Annotated in this window: 15 protein-coding genes; 4 read left to right on the top strand and 11 right to left on the bottom strand. The window is 64.0% G+C overall.

Annotated features, from left to right (window positions below; all coding sequences use genetic code 11):
- The first annotated feature begins 105 nt into the window (after nucleotides 1-105).
- Nucleotides 106-717, top strand: coding sequence for a lytic transglycosylase domain-containing protein (locus WH303_RS11000; protein ID WP_232539431.1), 612 nt, complete (start codon nucleotides 106-108; stop codon nucleotides 715-717).
- A 93-nt stretch (nucleotides 718-810) separates the two neighbouring features.
- Here the strand turns inward: WH303_RS11000 and WH303_RS10995 are convergent, their stop codons facing one another.
- The 6 genes from WH303_RS10995 to hemA form a co-directional block, all read right to left on the bottom strand.
- On the bottom strand, nucleotides 811-2,151 hold the full coding sequence (locus tag WH303_RS10995) for a hemolysin family protein (protein ID WP_339518450.1): 1,341 nt from the start codon (nucleotides 2,149-2,151) through the stop codon (nucleotides 811-813).
- Nucleotides 2,152-2,500: 349 nt separating this feature from the next.
- Nucleotides 2,501-2,821 (bottom strand): Grx4 family monothiol glutaredoxin, encoded by a 321-nt coding sequence (gene grxD / locus WH303_RS10990; protein ID WP_021027821.1) that lies wholly within the window; start codon nucleotides 2,819-2,821, stop codon nucleotides 2,501-2,503.
- 109 nt (nucleotides 2,822-2,930) lie between these two features.
- Nucleotides 2,931-3,794 (bottom strand): peptide chain release factor N(5)-glutamine methyltransferase, encoded by an 864-nt coding sequence (gene prmC / locus WH303_RS10985; RefSeq protein ID WP_339518448.1) that lies wholly within the window; start codon nucleotides 3,792-3,794, stop codon nucleotides 2,931-2,933.
- Between the two features lie 22 nt (nucleotides 3,795-3,816).
- On the bottom strand, nucleotides 3,817-5,838 hold the full coding sequence (locus tag WH303_RS10980) for a PEP/pyruvate-binding domain-containing protein (protein ID WP_339518447.1): 2,022 nt from the start codon (nucleotides 5,836-5,838) through the stop codon (nucleotides 3,817-3,819).
- 8 nt (nucleotides 5,839-5,846) lie between these two features.
- Nucleotides 5,847-6,932, bottom strand: coding sequence for a peptide chain release factor 1 (prfA, locus tag WH303_RS10975; RefSeq protein ID WP_312988121.1), 1,086 nt, complete (start codon nucleotides 6,930-6,932; stop codon nucleotides 5,847-5,849).
- Nucleotides 6,933-7,052: 120 nt separating this feature from the next.
- Nucleotides 7,053-8,369, bottom strand: a complete 1,317-nt coding sequence (gene hemA / locus WH303_RS10970; protein ID WP_339518446.1) for a glutamyl-tRNA reductase — start codon at nucleotides 8,367-8,369, stop codon at nucleotides 7,053-7,055.
- 79 nt (nucleotides 8,370-8,448) lie between these two features.
- Here hemA and WH303_RS10965 point away from each other — a divergent pair, with 79 nt between their 5' ends.
- From WH303_RS10965 to WH303_RS10955, 3 genes are all read left to right on the top strand, one after another.
- Nucleotides 8,449-8,727: a hypothetical protein gene (locus tag WH303_RS10965; RefSeq protein WP_021027825.1), complete on the top strand. Its 279-nt coding sequence runs from the start codon at nucleotides 8,449-8,451 to the stop codon at nucleotides 8,725-8,727.
- A gap of 68 nt (nucleotides 8,728-8,795) precedes the next feature.
- A complete protein-coding gene (locus WH303_RS10960) occupies nucleotides 8,796-10,235 on the top strand; it encodes a hypothetical protein (protein ID WP_339518445.1) in 1,440 nt (479 codons plus the stop codon).
- Nucleotides 10,236-10,371: 136 nt separating this feature from the next.
- Nucleotides 10,372-11,346 (top strand): Bug family tripartite tricarboxylate transporter substrate binding protein, encoded by a 975-nt coding sequence (locus WH303_RS10955; protein WP_339518444.1) that lies wholly within the window; start codon nucleotides 10,372-10,374, stop codon nucleotides 11,344-11,346.
- An 81-nt stretch (nucleotides 11,347-11,427) separates the two neighbouring features.
- Here WH303_RS10955 and ugpQ read toward each other — a convergent pair whose 3' ends face one another.
- From ugpQ to ugpB, 5 genes are all read right to left on the bottom strand, one after another.
- Entirely contained in the window at nucleotides 11,428-12,201 is a 774-nt protein-coding gene (gene ugpQ / locus WH303_RS10950) for a glycerophosphodiester phosphodiesterase (RefSeq protein ID WP_339518442.1), read from the bottom strand.
- A 115-nt stretch (nucleotides 12,202-12,316) separates the two neighbouring features.
- The gene (locus WH303_RS10945) at nucleotides 12,317-13,324 is read right to left on the bottom strand and encodes a sn-glycerol-3-phosphate import ATP-binding protein UgpC (protein ID WP_021027829.1); all 1,008 of its coding nucleotides are present in this window, start codon (nucleotides 13,322-13,324) and stop codon (nucleotides 12,317-12,319) included.
- Nucleotides 13,325-13,378: 54 nt separating this feature from the next.
- Nucleotides 13,379-14,227: a sn-glycerol-3-phosphate ABC transporter permease UgpE gene (gene ugpE / locus WH303_RS10940; protein WP_021027830.1), complete on the bottom strand. Its 849-nt coding sequence runs from the start codon at nucleotides 14,225-14,227 to the stop codon at nucleotides 13,379-13,381.
- Nucleotides 14,228-14,229: 2 nt separating this feature from the next.
- Nucleotides 14,230-15,111, bottom strand: coding sequence for a sn-glycerol-3-phosphate ABC transporter permease UgpA (gene ugpA / locus WH303_RS10935; RefSeq protein ID WP_027011101.1), 882 nt, complete (start codon nucleotides 15,109-15,111; stop codon nucleotides 14,230-14,232).
- 110 nt (nucleotides 15,112-15,221) lie between these two features.
- Nucleotides 15,222-16,538, bottom strand: coding sequence for a sn-glycerol-3-phosphate ABC transporter substrate-binding protein UgpB (gene ugpB, locus WH303_RS10930; RefSeq protein ID WP_133858713.1), 1,317 nt, complete (start codon nucleotides 16,536-16,538; stop codon nucleotides 15,222-15,224).
- Nucleotides 16,539-16,864 lie beyond the last annotated feature (326 nt).

Below are 16,864 nucleotides of genomic sequence, written 5' to 3'. Positions count from 1 at the left end.
CAGCCCATGCCGCCAGGCGCCACACCACAATAGTCACAGAGGGATCGATCGAGGATGTCAGGCTCACGCATTGCTTTACCTGCGGGCGTATCACGCCGCGCGGCCATGGCATCGTTGCTGGCCGGGCCAGGCGCCTGGCTGGCTGCGCCGCAGGCTGCGCTGGCTGGTGGCCAGTTGGAAGAGCCCCTGATCGATTCGGTGCGCTCGGCACTGACGGCAGCGATCGGCAGTGCCGCGCCACCGGAGCCGGTGTTTGTCTCGACCGAGGCCAAGATCGTCTACCTGCGCTGGCTGGGCGCGATGAGCGACCGCCTGCGCCGGCGCAAGCCCGATTGGGAAGTGCGCCGCGACTTTCTGCAGACCGTCTGGTATGAGGCGCGGCGTGCGCGCCTCGATGAATCGCTGGTGCTGGGTCTGATCCAGGTCGAAAGTGGATTCCGCAAGTTCGCGATGTCCAATGTCGGGGCCCGCGGCTACATGCAGGTGATGCCGTTCTGGACCCGGGTGATCGGCGACGGCGACCCGGCCAAGCTCTTTCACATGCAGACCAATCTGCGCTTTGGCTGCGTGATTCTGCGCCACTACCTGGACCGCGAAAAGGGCGATCTGTTCATGGCGCTGGGCCGCTACAACGGCAGCCGTGGCAAGGACACCTACCCTAACTTGGTCTACGGCGCACAGCGCCAGTGGCTGTTCGAGAACAAGGTTGAAGCCTGAGGACGGAGGTCCGAGGCGGCTGCCAGCACTGCCGAAAAAATAGAGCCACCGCATGCGGTGGCTTTTTCAGGGGTGCTGAAAGCTGGGTGTTGCTTAGGCGAGCAGGCTGCCAGTGGCCGGCGGCACCGGCGAATCGGGCACCTTGTTCGGGTCCACGATGGTGACTAGCACCTGGTCGATGCGGTAGCTGTCCACGTCCATCACCTCGAACTGGTACTTGCCCCAGACCACCTTGTCGGTGCGGCGCGGGATGCGGCGCAGCATCACCATCAAGAAGCCGCCCAGGGTCTCGTACTCATCGGAATGCGGCAGGTCGTCCAGCAGCAGGGCCCGCTCCACATCCTCGATGGGGGTGATGCCGTCGATCAGCCACGAGGTCTCGTCGCGCCGCACGATCAGCTCTTCATCGACCGGGCCCATCAAATCGCCCATGACGGTGCTCATCACATCGTTGAGCGTGACCACACCGACCACCAGGCTGTACTCATTGACGATGATGGCGAAGTCCTCATGCGCCTGGCGGAACTGCTGCAGCACTTCGGCCAGGGTCAGCCGATCGGGGATGACCAGGGCCTTTTTGACCAGGCCCTCATCGCGCAGCTTCATCGGCAGGTTGTTGAGCGCGCGCTGGAACAGGTCCTTGGCATCGACATAGCCGACCACATGGTCGATATCTCCGGCGCAGACCGGGTAGGTCGAAAAGGGTTCCTCGGCAATGCGGGCGCGGATGATGTCGTCGCTGTCGTCCTGGTAGAAGAAGGCGATGCGGTCGCGCTGGGTCATTGCTGAGCCGACGGTGCGCGTATCGAGCTCGAACAGATTGGCGATCACCTGCTGCTCCTGCGCGGCCAGCACACCGGCCTTGGCGCCGGCCTCGGTCATCGCCAGAATGTCTTCGTAGGTGATCTTTTCATCGCGGATCGTCGACAGTCCCAGCAGGTGAAACAGGCCATCGGCCGCCTTGCTGTAGAACCAGACCACGGGTTTGAAGAGCGTCATGCACCACTGCATGGGGCGCGAGACGCGCAGCGCCAGCGCCTCGGGCTCGGCCATCGACAGGCGCTTGGGCAGCAGATCGGCCAGCAGGATGAACAGCGAGGTGACCACGGTGAACGAGCACAGAAAACCGATGGTCTGCGCGGTAGCGGGCTCCAGCCAGCGGCTGGCGATGCCCGAGACAAAGGGGCTGAGCGCCCCCTCACCAACGATACCGCCCAAAATGGCCACCGCATTCTGGCCTACCTGCACGACGGTGAAGTACTCACCGGGCTGCTCCTGGACCTTCATCACACGCTCTGCACGCGGGTCTCCGTCATCGACCATCTGCCGCAACCGCAGGCGGCGCGAGGCGGCCAGCGATATCTCCGCCATGGAGAAAAAGGCGCTCAAGCTGATCAGCAAGGCAATGACAAAGAGACTCTGCGTAAGATTCATAGACATTCTTGTGGGAGCAGTGCAGACCGGCTGCTCACATTTTTCGGCAAAAGCGGTGGCGGCGCGCGGTGCGCCGCCGGTTTGAATCGGTGTTCAATGGTCGCATGCCCGTCTGGCGACTGGCAAGTGCTTTTGGCAGCAGGTGCTGCAAGCCCGCAGCGGGCGGGCGATGCGCGATGGGTGCTGCTGTGCTGAGCTTACCTTAGTCGACCGGCTATGGCTGCTGGCAAGGCCATTGCGTGTCGCCATCGCACCGCCTAGCACGCGGGCCTGGGCCGCATCGCGGGCGCAAAAAAGCCGCCTCGGAAGGCGGCCTGGTTGCGGCTGGCAAGCTGATGGTGCCAGGCGATCAGAGCGTGGCCACCAGTTGCTGCAGCTCGCCCGATTCGTACATTTCCATCATGATGTCCGAGCCACCGATGAATTCACCTTTGACATACAGCTGGGGGATCGTGGGCCACTGGCTGTAGTCCTTGATGCCTTGGCGGATCTCGGGGTCTTCGAGCACATTGACGGTGGTCAGACCACGGGTCTCCACGCCACTGGCTTTGAGAATCTGAATGGCACGGCCGGAGAATCCGCATTGCGGAAAGCTGGCCGTTCCCTTCATGAACAGCACGATGTCATGACCTTTGACCAGCTGGTCGATGCGTTGTTGGGTATCGCTCATGGATGGGCTCCGTCGGGGCGTGTGGGTTGCAATGTAATCGGGTCAGCGCTTGGATGAGCTACACAAATACGGGCGTTTTGCCGCAGTTCAAGCGCGGGCATGGTCACTATTATTTCACGGAAGGCCATTGTCCGCCGCTGGCGCGTTCGATGCCAGCGAGGTCCTTGCGGCTTTGCGCCTGGGCAAAACCGCGCTGGGCCAGCAGCGCACGCACCGCTTCTGCCTGGTCCCAGCCATGCTCGATCAGCAGCCAGCCGCCTTCGCGCAGGTAACCTGGGGCGGTATCGACGATATGGCGGATGTCGTCCAGGCCATCGGCGCCGCTGGTCAGTGCCTGGCGCGGCTCATGGCGCAGCGCGGGCATATGCGGGTCGTCGTCGCGGATGTAGGGCGGGTTCGTGACGATGGCATCAAACCGCCCTTGCAGCGCCGACAGCCAGTGGCTGTGCGCAAAGCGCAGCGGCAGCTGCAAGCGCGCCGCATTGGCCTGGGCAACGGCCAGCGCATCGGTGCTGGCGTCCACCGCCCAGACCTCGGCCGCAGGCCGGGCATGCTGCAAGGCCAGCGCAATCGCGCCGCTGCCGGTGCCCAGGTCGGCCAGGCGCAGGGCCGGCTGGCCCGGGGTATCGGGCAGCAGCTCCAGCGCCCAGTCCACCAGGGTTTCGGTATCGGGGCGCGGGTCCAGCACGCGGGCGTCCACGGCCAGGTCCAGCCCGTAAAAGCCTTTGTGGCCCGTCAGATAGGCCACCGGCTCGCCATCGGCGCGGCGCTGCAGCCACTGCTGCCACTGTGCGGTCTGCGCGCTGCTCAGGCGATCGCCATCATGGGTGATGAGCCAGGCGCGCGCATGGGTGGGCTGGCCGCAGAGGTGCAGCAGCAGCATCTGCGCGTCGATACGGGCGATGCCCAGCGCAGCGGCCTGCGCCAGCGCCTGGGTGAGCGTGACGGGGGTGTCGGGGGTGGGAGCATTCATGTCGGTTCGCGGTTGCTGCGGGCTAGTGGTTGGCGGCCTGCACAAAGGGCCGCGATTGCAGGACCAGGATCTGGTCATCGGCAATGGCCCATTCAATATCCTGGGTGCGGCCGCCAAACTGCTTTTCGATCGCAGCGCCGGCATCGGCCAGGCGTTTGACCAGGGCGTCGCTGAGCACCTGGCGCTGCGCCACGGCCACTTCCTGCACGCCACCGCCGGGCGCCAGGCGCAGCTCGGTGTCTTCGGCCGAGCGGCTGAGCACCTGCACGGCCTGGCTGCGGCGCGCGTACAGCACCTGCTCTGCCACGCGCCGGCCTTCCACCACGCGGATGCCAATGCCGCGCTTGGCAGCGATAAAGACGCTGTGCGCCGTGCCGCCCAGCGGGTCGCGCGTGACCATCACGCCCGAGGCCTCGGAGTCCACCGCCTTTTGCACCAGCACGGCCATCGCGACCGCATCCTGCGCAATGCCGGCAGCACGGCGCGCCTCCCAGGCCTCAAAGTTAAAGACCGAGGCCCAGACCTTGCGCACGGCACCCTGCAAGGCTGCTTCGCCCTTCACATGGGGCACCGTGGTGTAGAGGCCGGCACCGCTAAAGCCGGGCAAATCTTCCGAGCTCGACGAGCTGCGCACAAACACGCCGGCCTGCTGCAGCTGGCTGGTCCAGCGCGCCTGCAGACTCTGGGCAAAAGCGGCATCGAGCGGCATCTGTTCGATCTCGGCGCGCAGCGCGGCCAGGGCGCTGCGGCGCACCGAGGAGTCGCTGTCAAAGCCCGGCTGCTGCTGCACGCGCGCCACTTTTTCGGCCAGGCCAAAACGCTGCATCGCGCTGGCATAGGCGCCAAAGGGCAGGCAAAAGCCATCGGGCACCTGGACCCCGGCAATGGCGGCATGCCGCACTTCGCCCAGGTTGGCGGCTTTGGCCCCGCACTGGCGGCGGTGGCTGGCGCGCAGGATGGCGAGCGGCTGCAGCGCGCTGCTGCGCGTGTCGGTCTGGATGCTGGCGCCGGCGATGCTGCGTTTGATTTTTGATCGCGCTAGGGCTTGGTCGCGCTCGGCATCGGTGGCGGCGCGCAGCTGGTAGTCCTTGGCGCTGACCGCCAAGTGCACCCATTGGCCGTTGTGCGCTGCCAGCAGCTGGCTGGCATCGCGCACATAGGCATTGGGCACGCCCCAGCCTTTGGCCAGCAGGTTCACGTGCGAGACCATGGTCGAGGGCTGCTCAGTCAGCACGCCTGCCACAGGCGGCAGCGCGATGGGCACCTGGCGCAGCACGACGATGTCGCTGGGCTGCAGGTCCTGCACCTGGTCGATATCGTCCACCAGGCGCAAGCGGCCCACGGCCTGGCCGGGGTTCAAGGGGAAAAAGCGTTGCTGGCCGATCAGCGCGCTTTGCGTGACTGCGGGGATGCCTGCGGCGACCGCCACCTGCTCTTGCGCGCTGGCATTGGCCTTGAACTGCACGGCTGCAAAAAAGTGGTTGCGCAACTGGGCTTCGGTCTCGCGCAGCAAGCTGCCGGTCAGCTGGTCGCCTTCCCAGAATTCATAGACAAAGCCCTCGATCTGCGGCTGCCAGCTCAGGGTGCCCAGGATAAAGCGGCGCCCCGCGTCACGGTAGTTGCGGTTCAGCGCATCCTTGCCGCCGCGCAGCAGGCCTTGCTCGCGCAGAAAACGGTCGTGCAGCTGGTAACGCGGCGTGTTGATGAAGTAGAGCTTGGCAGCAGGCCGCGCCTGGCGGTCGACCACAAAGATCACATGGGGCTGGGCCAGCGGCGTGCCGGCGTTGTAGACACGGGCCAGCTGGTCAAAGGCCGCTTGGCTCATCAGATCAGCGGCAAAGGGCTGGCTGCTGTGGTTGGCCATGGCCTGCGCAGGTGTGCTGCCTGGCCTGGCGATCAGCTCCTGCGGCGCGCGGCCATCCTCGTACATCGAGGGCTTGCGCGCCAGCTGGGCCGAGGCGCTGCTGGCGGCCAGCGCCAGGGTCATGTATCCCGCCGCACGCCAGGCAGCGCGCAACGCAAAACCGGGGTGGTGGCTGGGCATCACCGGCCTTATTGGTTGACTTCCAGCTCGGCCAGCAACTCGGCCTCGCGTTCGGACTGCAGCGCTTCCATCAGCTCGCTGAGGTCGCCGTCCATGATGAAGCTGAGCTTGTACAAGGTCAGGTTGATGCGGTGGTCGGTGACGCGGCCCTGCGGGAAGTTGTAGGTGCGGATGCGGTCTGAGCGGTCGCCCGAACCGATCAGGCCCTTGCGCATGGCGGCCTCTTTGGCGGCGCGCTCGCTGCGCTCTTTTTCCTGGATACGGGCCTGCAGCACCTGCAAGGCCTTGGCCTTGTTGCTGTGCTGGCTGCGGCCGTCCTGGCATTCGGCGACGATGCCGGTCGGCAAGTGGACGATGCGCACAGCAGAATCGGTCTTGTTGATGTGCTGGCCACCGGCGCCGCTGGCGCGGAAGGTGTCGATGCGCAGATCAGCCGGGTTCAGGGTGATGGCCTGCTGTTCATCGGGCTCGGGCATCACCGCCACGGTGCAGGCGCTGGTGTGGATGCGGCCCTGGGTTTCGGTGGCGGGCACGCGCTGCACGCGGTGGCCGCCCGATTCAAAGCGCAGGGTGCCGTAGACGTTGTCGCCGCCGTCGACGCGCAGCACCACTTCCTTGTAGCCCCCCAGCTCGGCCTCGTTGGCGCTCATGATCTCGACCCGCCAGCCCATGCGCTCGGCGTAGCGGGTGTACATGCGGGTGATGTCGCCGGCAAACAGCGCCGATTCATCACCACCGGTGCCGGCCCGCACTTCGACAAAGGCGGGGCGGGCATCGTCGGGGTCCTTGGGTAGCAGCATGCGCTGCAGCTGGGCGGCCAGCTGCTCCAGCTCGGCCTCGCCGCTGCTGATCTCTTCGCGCGCCATGTCGGCCATGTCCGGGTCGGCCAGCATCTCTTTGGCGCCTTCGATATCGGATTCGATCTGCTGGTAGCGCGCATAGCGCTCGGCCACCGCGGCGACATCGGTGTGTTCGCGCGAGAGCTTGAGGAACTGCGGCATATTGGCCATGATGTCCTCGCGCGAGAGCAGAAAATTCAGCTCATTGAGGCGCTCGGCATAGCGTTCCAGCTGTTGGCGGAGAAAGTCTTTCATGGCGGTCTGGTAAGGCTGGGCCTGCGCCGGGGCTGCCGCAAATGCAGCGGTCAAACACGCAGGTCGAGAAAAGGAGGGGGAGCGGGGAGCGAGCAGGGGCGGCTGGGCCGCGCAGCGTCGCTACAAACCCGATTGGTGGCCGTTGCCACCGCCGCGCTGGCTGCGCAGGAACAGGCGCGAGACCATGTCTGCGGTCTGGGCACGCGCCTGGGCGTCGCCCGCGTGCAGCTCGGCCATGGTGCCGTGCAGAATCTTTTGCGACAGGCCGCGCGTCAGCGCATCGAGCACCGCGTCCATGTCTTCGCCCTTGGCGAGGCGCTTTTTGGCGCGCTCGATCTCCAGCGCACGCCAGACATCGGCCTGCGCGTTGATCTGCTGGATCAAGGGCACGGCGCCGCCTTCCGGGGCGCGCTGGTCCATCCAGTGCATGAAGCGCTGCACACCGGCATCGATGATGGTTTCGGCCTGCACAACCGCCGCCTGGCGCTGCTCCTGGCCGGCCTTGACCACATGGGCCAGGTCATCCACGGTGTAGAGGTAGACATCGCCCAGGTTCTTGACCTCGCCCTCGATATCGCGGGGAACGGCCAGGTCCACCATGAAGATGGGGCGGCGCTTGCGTTTTTTCAGCGCACTCTCAACCGCGCCCAGGCCGATGATCGGCAGGCTCGACGCCGTGCAGCTGATGATGGCATCGTATTCGTGCAGGTGGTCAGGCAGGTCCGCCAGGCGCATGGTGCTGGCGCCAAAATGGGCTGCCAGCTTTTCGCCGCGCTCCAGGGTGCGGTTGGCCACCGTGATGTGGGCGGGCTGCTTGGCCGCGAAATGGGTGGCGCAGAGCTCGATCATCTCGCCAGCGCCGACAAACAGCACGCGGATCTTGGTCAGGTCTTCAAACAGCTGGCCTGCCAGGCGCACGGCAGCGGCCGCCATGCTGATGCTGTGCGCGCCAATCTCGGTGGCGCTGCGCACTTTCTTGGCGACGGCAAAGCTGCGCTGGAACAGCTGGTTGAGCGTGGTGCCCAGCGAGCCGGCTTCTTCCGCAGCGCGCACGGCGTTCTTCATCTGGCCCAGGATCTGGGCCTCGCCCAGCACCATCGAATCCAGACCGCTGGCGACGCGAAAAGCGTGGCGGGCGGCCAGGTCGTTTTGCAGGGTGTAGGTGTAGTTTTTGAGCGCCTCGGCGGGCAAGTCGCCGCTTTGGGCCAGCCAGCGCAGGGTGTGGTCAAGCGCCGGCTCTTGGGCGGCGCAATAGATCTCAGTGCGGTTGCAGGTGGACAAGATGGCCGTTTCCACACCGGCGTGGCTGTGCACACCCGAGATCGTGCTGCGCAAACTCTGCAAAGTTGGCGCAATCTTGTCGAGTGCAAATGCAAACCGGCCGCGAATGTCGACCGGTGCCGTCGTGTGGTTGATGCCCAGGGCCCAAACTGCCATGCCAGGGATTATAAAATCTCTGTAAATCCATTGCTTGTCGTATCAGTACCAGCTTGACTTATATCAACCTGCCCGCTCCATGCTTGCCACCACCAGCCTCTGGCACCTGCTGAACTTCTGTGCCCCGGCCGCCTTTTTGGCGCTGCTGCTGGTGCTCGCCCGCTGGCTGTTTGCACGCAAGGCCACGCCGCTGCTGCCCTGGTATGGCCAGCTGGCGCTGCATTTTCTGGTGGGCTGCGCTGCGCTCTTCGTCGCGCTGCTGTGGCAGGGCCGCGACGGCAGCCTGATGGGCTATGCGCTTTTGGTGATCGCACTGGCCAGCAGCCAATGGGTGGTGCTGGGTGGCTGGCGGCGTTGATGCCGAGGCTCCGGTTATTTCTGCGGCGCTAGCTATACGTTTCTTTACAATTCAGACATAATTGTGGGATGACCACCACAACGCCCTTGTATGGCCACCGCTCCCGGTGGCTTTTCTGTATCTGCTGCCTCGTGGTGGGCGCGGCAGCTGCGGCGCTGGTCTGGGGCTCGCAGGCCTTGCTGTTTGCCGATACCAATGATTTTCAGCGCGTGGTGGGCCACCTCTACCTGACGCCCATGGGTGATGGCATCCACTGGGCACTGCCCGATCGGCCCTTTCGCACACCGGGCAATCCGGAGCTGGCCTCGCACATGTTCACTTTTGCCGGCTGGGTGCAGCGCTTTATGCCCGGGAATATGTTTGACCTCGCGCGCACGGCGCTGGCGGCCAAGCTGCTGCTGCTCGCCTATGCCGCTGTGCTGGCCTGGCAATGCGCGGCTGCGCTGCAGCGTGGGGCGCTGGGTTGGTCGGCCATGGCGCTGGCCTGGCTGGCAGTGTTTTTCATGGCGCACAACATCGGTATGGCCCAGTCCTTTTATGCCGAATACGCCTGTCTGATTGCGCTGCCGCTGTTGCTGCTGGGCCTGCTGGCCTCGCGCCGGGCTGTGCGGATGGTCGGCCTGGGCCTGGGGGCGCTGGTCTGCGGCCTGGCCAAGGTGCAGTATTTCTATGTGCCGCTGCTGGCGCTGTTGTGCGTCTGGGCGGGCAGCCGCTGGCAGCGCATGCTGCCCGACAAGGGCTTGCTCAAGCTGCTGCTTGCCGTGCAGGTGCTGTGCCTGGTGCCCTTGCTGATCGGCAAGAATGCGGGCCTCAATGCCTACCATGGCGTCTACCTGGGCTCGTACATGGTGCTCACACCCGGGCAGCTCGATGGCCTGGGTGTGCCCGCTGAGCGCCGGGACTGCATTGGCGTCGATGCCTGGGGCAATGCACTGTCGGGCCCCGGCGGCACCCAGGTGCAGCACACGGATCGCGATTGCTACCCCGTCACGCCCAAGCTGGGCAAGGGTGATGTGCTGCGGCCTTATCTGCACTATCCGCTGACCTTGTGGCGCCTGGCCCGCTTTGCGCTGCCCAGCCATTTCACGGTGCAGTACTTCCATGTGTTTCCCGGCAACTTCTACCTTCACCGCCACGACGGTGGTGCCCAGCCGGTCACCGACCTGCTGCTGCGCATGAGCGCGCTGCGCGACCGCATCGTCACGCCGCTGGCGCCATTCTTCCTGCTGGGCGCACTGGCGCTGTTTGCGGCCAGCCGCAGCCGCCAGGCCGGCCGCTTGCGGCCCCTGGCGGTGGGTGGCTTGCTGCTGGCGCTCCTGGTGGTCTCGCAGGTCATCATCGTGCTGCTGGGCGAAGGCGTGCGCGATATGAGCAAGCACCTGTGGGCCGCGCAGCTGGCGCTGGACATGCTGGTGCTGCTGGTGGCCGTGCAAGGCCTGGGCTGGCTGTGGCTGTGGTGGCGGCGCAAGGCAGCGCGCGCTGCCGAGGCGGCGGCAGCTACCGCCTGACGGGTGCGGCGTCAATCCGAAAAAATGCGAGACAGGCGCCGGTTGTAGAAGCGGGGTGTGCCGGTCATGATGGGTTTTGCAGGCCGCGTTTGCGCTGCCTGCCTCTCTACCGATAACAAACCCAAGGAGACAGACCATGAAGCACATCGCACACGCCTGCCTGGCAGCCATCACCGGGCTGGCGTTCAGCGCCGCGGCCCAGGCGCAGCAGCCTTTTCCCACCAAGCCGGTGCGCGTGGTCATCGGCTTTCCGGCAGGCGGCCCGTTGGACCAGCATGCCCGCCTGCTGACCGACAAGCTCCAGGGCGTGCTGGGCCAGCCCATCATCGTGGACTACAAGCCCGGTGCCGGTGGCGCGGTGGGCGCGCAGGATGTCATGAAAGCGCCGGCCGATGGCTATACCTTGATGCTGGCCAACACCGGGGTGATGGTGATCAACCCCGCGCTCTACCCCAAGCTGCCCTACAGCACCTTGCGCGATTTCACGCCGGTGGCGCGCACGGCGATGCAGCCCTTGGCCCTGCTGGTCAACAACAAGGTGCCGGCCAAGAACCTGCAGGAGTTCATCAGCTACGCAAAGGCCCACCCCGGCAAGGTCAACTTTGGCTCGGCCGGCAATGGCGGCATCAGCCACCTGGTGCCCGAGATGTTCAAGAGCGCCACCGGGCTGGACCTGGTGCATATCCCCTACAAGGGCAGCGCGCCGGCCTTTACCGATCTGGTGGGCGGCCAGGTGCAGTTCATGGCAGAGAGCATTCCGCAGGCCGCTGCCTACCACAAGCAGGGCAAGGTGCGTGCGCTGGCCGTCACCAGCAAGGAGCGCAACCCGGCGCTGCCCGAGGTGCCGACGGCCATTGAAAGTGGGCTCAAGGGCTTTGAGGTCGTGGGCTTCTATGGCTTCCTCGCGCCCGCTGGCACGCCCAAGGAGGTGGTGAACCAGCTCAGCGCCGCCTTTGGCCAGGTGATGCAGATGCCCGATGTGCGCGGGCGCATGGTGGAGCAGGGCGCCGACCCGGCCTTTCTCGGTGCCGAGGCGTTCAGCCAGTTCTTGGCCAGCGAGATGCCGCGTTGGGCCGAGGTGGTCAAGGCCTCGGGCACCAAGATGGACTGAGGCGCATCGCGCACAGACAAAAGCCCAGCCATGCCGGGCTTTTGTCTGGCTGTCAGCCAAAGTGCGATGGGCGCGATGGAATTACAGCAGCGGACCATCCTGCGCCGGGCTGAACAGGTCCACCCGGTCGGTGATGATGCCATCAGTGCCCAGGTCGATCAGGCGCTGCGCGGCCCATTCGTCGTTGACGGTGTAGCTGCTGCAGTAGAGGCCTGCGGCATGGACCTTGGCCACTAGCGCGGCATCCCAGAGCGCATGGTTGAGCACCAGCGCCTGGCAGCCCAGCTTCAGCGCCAGCTGCAGCTCGGCGTCGCCGCTGCCATCGGCCAGCTTGTCGACCAGCAGGCCGCGTGGGATATGCGCTGCCACTTCGCGGGCGCCGCGCAGCGAATCGGCCTTGAACGAGGTGAAAAGCGGCGGCACCACGGTTTGCGGCCAGATGCGGTTCATCAGCGCACCGGCTGCACGGCCTGTTTCCAGCTCCTGGCCGGGCGTGGGCTTGATCTCGACGTTCAGGAAAAGGTGGTTGGCCAGGCACCAGCGGGCCAGCGCCTCCAGGGTGGGCAGGTTCTCGCCCGCATGGCTGCGCGAATGCCAGCTGCCGGCATCGAGCTGGGCGAGCTCACCCATGCTCAGGTCGCTGCCGGTGCCCTGGGCATTGGTGGTGCGTTTCAGGTCCGCATCGTGCATCAGAAACAGCACGCCGTCGCGGCTGAGCTTGGCATCGCACTCGAACATGCGGTAGCCGTGCGCGGCGCCCAGGCGGAAGGCGCTCATGGTGTTCTCGGGTGCCAGTTTGCCTGCGCCGCGGTGGGCCACCCAGCGTGGATAGGGCCAGTTGCTAGAAAGCGTCATATCAATCTCGATGAGAAAAAAGAAAAGCGCCACAAGTGCTGCACTTGGGCGCTGGTGTTCAAGCGTTCAGGTCAGGAGCCAAGGCGTGGCCGCTGTGCACATCGCCTTGCTGCGCTCAGATGCGCTTGCCGGTTTCTGCGTGGAACCAGTGCAGGCGGTCTTCGCGGGCGCTGATGCGCGCCACTTCACCGGGCTTGGGGAAGGGCGTGCCTTCTTCCACCCGCACGGTGACTTGCTCGCCGCCCACTTTGCCGTACAGCAGGCGCTCAGCGCCCAGCAGTTCCACGGTTTCCACCTGGAACTCCCAGCCGCCCGAGGCCACCAGATCGATGTGCTCAGGGCGGATGCCCAGGATCTGACCAGCCTTGCCATTGGCAGAATTTTTCAGCAGGTTCATCGGCGGCGAGCCGATGAAGCCGGCGACAAAGGTCGATGCGGGCGTGTGGTAGACCTCTTCGGGCGTGCCGAACTGCTCGACATTGCCGCCGTTCATCACGATCATGCGCTGGGCCAGGGTCATCGCTTCGACCTGGTCGTGGGTCACGAACAGGCTGGTGATGCCCAGCTCGGCGTGCAGCTTCTGGATTTCGATGCGGGTCTGGCCGCGCAGCTTGGCGTCCAGGTTGGACAGCGGCTCGTCAAACAGGAAGACCTGGGGCTGGCGCACGATAGCGCGGCCCATGGCCACGCGCTGGCGCTGGCCGCCCGACAGCTGGCGCGGCTTGCGGTCCAGCAGGTGCGACAGCTCCAAAATCTTGGCAGCCTTGTCCACGCGGCGCTTGATCTCGTCCTCGGGCACCTTGGCGAGCTTCAGGCCATAGGCCATGTTCTCGTAGTTGCTCATGTGCGGGTAGAGCGCATAGTTCTGGAACACCATGGCGATGTTGCGCTTGGCGGGCTCGAGGTTGTTGACGATCTTGTCGCCAATCATCAGGTCACCGCCGGTGATTTCTTCGAGGCCGGCAATCATGCGCAGCAGGGTCGACTTGCCGCAGCCCGAGGGGCCCACCAGAACGATGAATTCACCGTCCTTGATTTCGGCATTGACGCCATGGATCACGGGCACGGCCGATTTGCCGGTGCCGTAGCGTTTGACAATGTTCTTGAGAGAGATGGAAGCCATAAGAAGGTTTCGTTGTATCGGTCAAAGATGGTGGAGGGACAAGATGGCGAGGGGTTACTTTTCGGTATCCACCAGACCTTTGACAAACCACTTTTGCATCAGCATCACCACCAGGGTCGGTGGCAGCATGGCCAAGATGGCGGTGGCCATCACGATATTCCAGTCCACAGCGGCTTCGCCGCCTGCCAGCATGCGCTTGATACCGATCACCACGGGGTACATGTCTTCCGAGGTGGTCATCAGCAAGGGCCAGAGGTACTGGTTCCAGCCGTAGATGAACTGGATCACGAACAGGGCCGCAATCGAGGTGCGCGACAGCGGCACCAGGATGTCCTTGAAAAAGCGCATCGCGCCGGCGCCGTCGATGCGTGCGGCTTCCACCAGCTCATCGGGCACCGTCAGGAAGAACTGGCGGAACAGGAAGGTGGCGGTGGCCGAGGCGATCAGCGGCAAGGTCAGACCGGCATAGCTGTTGAGCAGGCCGAGTTCCGCCACGACCTTGTAGGTGGGCAGAATCCGCACTTCAACGGGCAGCATCAGCGTGAGGAAAATCGCCCAGAAGCAGATCATCTTGAAGGGGAAGCGGAAGTAGACGATGGCAAAGGCCGACAGCAGCGAGATCGCGATCTTGCCGACGGTGATGATCATCGCCACCCAGAAGCTCACCCACATCATGTGCATGACATTGGTGTTGGAGCCCAGCTTGCCCGAGCCAAACAGCGCGGCCTGGTAGTTTTCCCAGAGGTGGGCGCCAGGCAGCAGCGGCATGGGAGACTGCACGATGGCATCGGCCGTGTGGGTCGATGCAATGAAAGCCAGGTACAGCGGGAAGGCCACAATCGCCACGCCGAGCACCAGCACGGCGTGCGAGAGGAAATTGAGCCAGGGATTGCGGTCAACCATGATCAGTACTGCACTTTCTTTTCAACATAGCGGAACTGCACCACGGTCAGCACGATGACGATCAGCATCAGCACGACGGACTGCGCTGCGGAGCCGCCCAGATCCAGCGCCTTGAAGCCGTCCTGGTAGACCTTGTAGACCAGGATCGAGGTCGATTGGCCGGGGCCGCCTTGCGTTGCCGCATCGATGATGCCGAAGGTGTCGAAGAACGCGTAGACGATGTTGATCACCAGCAGGAAGAAGGTGGTGGGCGAGAGCAGCGGCAGCTGGATGTTCCAGAAGCGGCGCCAGGGGCTGGCACCATCGATCGATGCCGCTTCGATCAGCGCCTTGGGGATGGACTGCAGGCCCGCCAGGAAGAACAGGAAGTTGTAGGAAATCTGCTTCCACACCGAGGCCATGACGATCAGCGCCATCGCCTGGTTGTCATTCATCATGTGGTTCCAGTTGTAGCCCAGCTTGCCCAGGTAATAGGTGACCACGCCGATGGATGGCGAGAACAGGAACACCCACAGCACGCCGGCAATGACGGGCGCAACAGCGTAGGGAACGATCAGCAAGGTCTTGTAGACCATCGCAAAGCGCACGATGCGGTCGGCAAAGATGGCCAGCACCAGCGAGATGGCAATGCCCGCGCCTGCGACCAGCACCGAGAACATGGCGGTGCGCTTGAAGGAATTCAGATAGGTGGGATCGGCGAACAGGTTGCGGAAGTTCTCCAGCCCCACCCATTCGGTGCTCATGCCGAAGGCGTCTTCCATCTGGAAGGACTGCAGCACAGCCTGGCCAGCGGGCCAGAAAAAGAAAATGCCAATGATCAGCAACTGCGGTGCAATCAACACCCAGGGCAGCCATTTAGAGCGGAAAAGTACGCGTTTTTCCATGATGGAGCTCAAAAACAAAAAAACCGCCGGGGCTGAGGACAGCCGCCGGGCGATGGCTCATCGACTGCGCCCGCCCCACGCGTGCAGGGTGGGCGCATGTGATGAAAGGATTAAGGCTTGTACGACTTTTCGAAGCGGGCCAGCAGTTCGTTGCCACGGCTCACGATGGAGTCCAGGGCTTCCTTGCCGGTCTTCTTGCCAGCCCAGACCTGTTCGAGTTCTTCGTCCTCGATGGTGCGGATCTGTACGTAGTTGCCCAGGCGGATACCACGCGAGTTGTCGGTGACCTTGCGGATCATCTGCGTCACGGCGGTGTCGGTGCCAGGGTTCTTTTGGTAGAAACCGGACTTTTCGGTCAGGTCATACGCGGCCATCGTCACAGGCAGGTAGCCGGTGCGCTGGTGCGAAGCGGCCTGCACCTTGGTTTGCGACAGGAATTCGAAGAACTTGGCCACGCCCTTGTACTCTTCGGATTTCTTGCCGGCCATCACCCACAGCGATGCGCCACCGATCACGGTGTTCTGAGGCGCGCCCTTGACGTCAGGGTAGTAAGGCAGGGGTGCCAGGCCGTAGGCGAACTTGGCGTTCTTGGCCACGTCGCCGTAGAAACCGGACGAGGTCTGGATCATCGCGCATTCACCGGCGGTGAACGAAGCCTGGGCGGTGGACGCACGGCCCTTGTAGACAAACTCACCGGCCTTGGCGGCAGCGGCCAGGTTGTCGATGTGCTTGACGTGCAGTGGCGAGTTGATCTTCAGGCGTGCCTTGTAGCCGTTGGCAGACAGGCCATTGTGCTCGGTCGCGAACTCGACGTTGTGCCAGGTGGAGAAGGACTCCAGCTGGGTCCAGCCTTGCCATGCCAGGGTCATCGGGCAGCTGTGGCCGCTTTCCTTGAGCTTCTTGGCAGCAGCGAACACTTCAGGCCAGGTGGTGGGCGCCTTTTCCGCGTCCAGACCGGCCTTCTTGAAGGCGTCCTTGTTGTAGTAGAAGATGGTCGTCGAGCTGTTGAACGGGAAGCTCAGCATCTGGCCGTTAGGCGCGGTGTAGTAACCGGCAACCGCTGGGATGTAGGCCTTGGGGTCGAAGGACACGCCGGCGTCGGACATCACCTTGCCCACGGGCACGGTGGCGCCCTTGGAGGCCATCATCGTGGCGGTGCCCACTTCAAACACTTGCAGGATGTGGGGCGCATTGCCCGAGCGGAAGGCGGCGATCGCTGCCGTCATCGACTCGTCGTACACACCCTTGAAGGTTGGCACAACCTTGTATTCCTTTTGGCTGTCGTTGAACTCCTTGGCCAGGTCGTTGACCCATTCGTTGTTCACGGCGGTCATGGAGTGCCACCATTGGATCTCGGTGACGGCATGGGCGGACAGGCTGGTAGTGGCTGCAATACCGGCAGCGATGACCAAACGCTTGAAGTGCATGAATGCTCCTAGGGGTTTATAAAACGCTCAAAAACGAATCGTATGTGGCGTTTGTGAATGTTCTGTGACGTTGTGGCATATCCGCTGGTTTTAGGCAACTGGGGAAAGCCAGCGCCCGTCCGCACAGCGTCAACAAATACAAGGCGTTACGATTGTAGTTCAGCCGCCATTCGTATTCGAGAGAAAAGTGTAACCTTAGGGGTTTAGACGCGACAGTGCTTTGGGGTTGTCACATGGGACTGTCAAACAGTTGTGGTAGAGGTGGGTGGGGGGTTCGAAATGCTCAATTTCGATCAAATAAGAAAAAATAGGAAAAAGTAGGCGCT

The organism is Comamonas sp. MYb69, assembly GCF_037479315.1.
Taxonomy (GTDB): Bacteria; Pseudomonadota; Gammaproteobacteria; order Burkholderiales; family Burkholderiaceae_C; genus Comamonas.
Note: the sequence above shows the minus strand (reverse complement) of the source record. Positions and strands in the feature narration are given on the sequence as shown.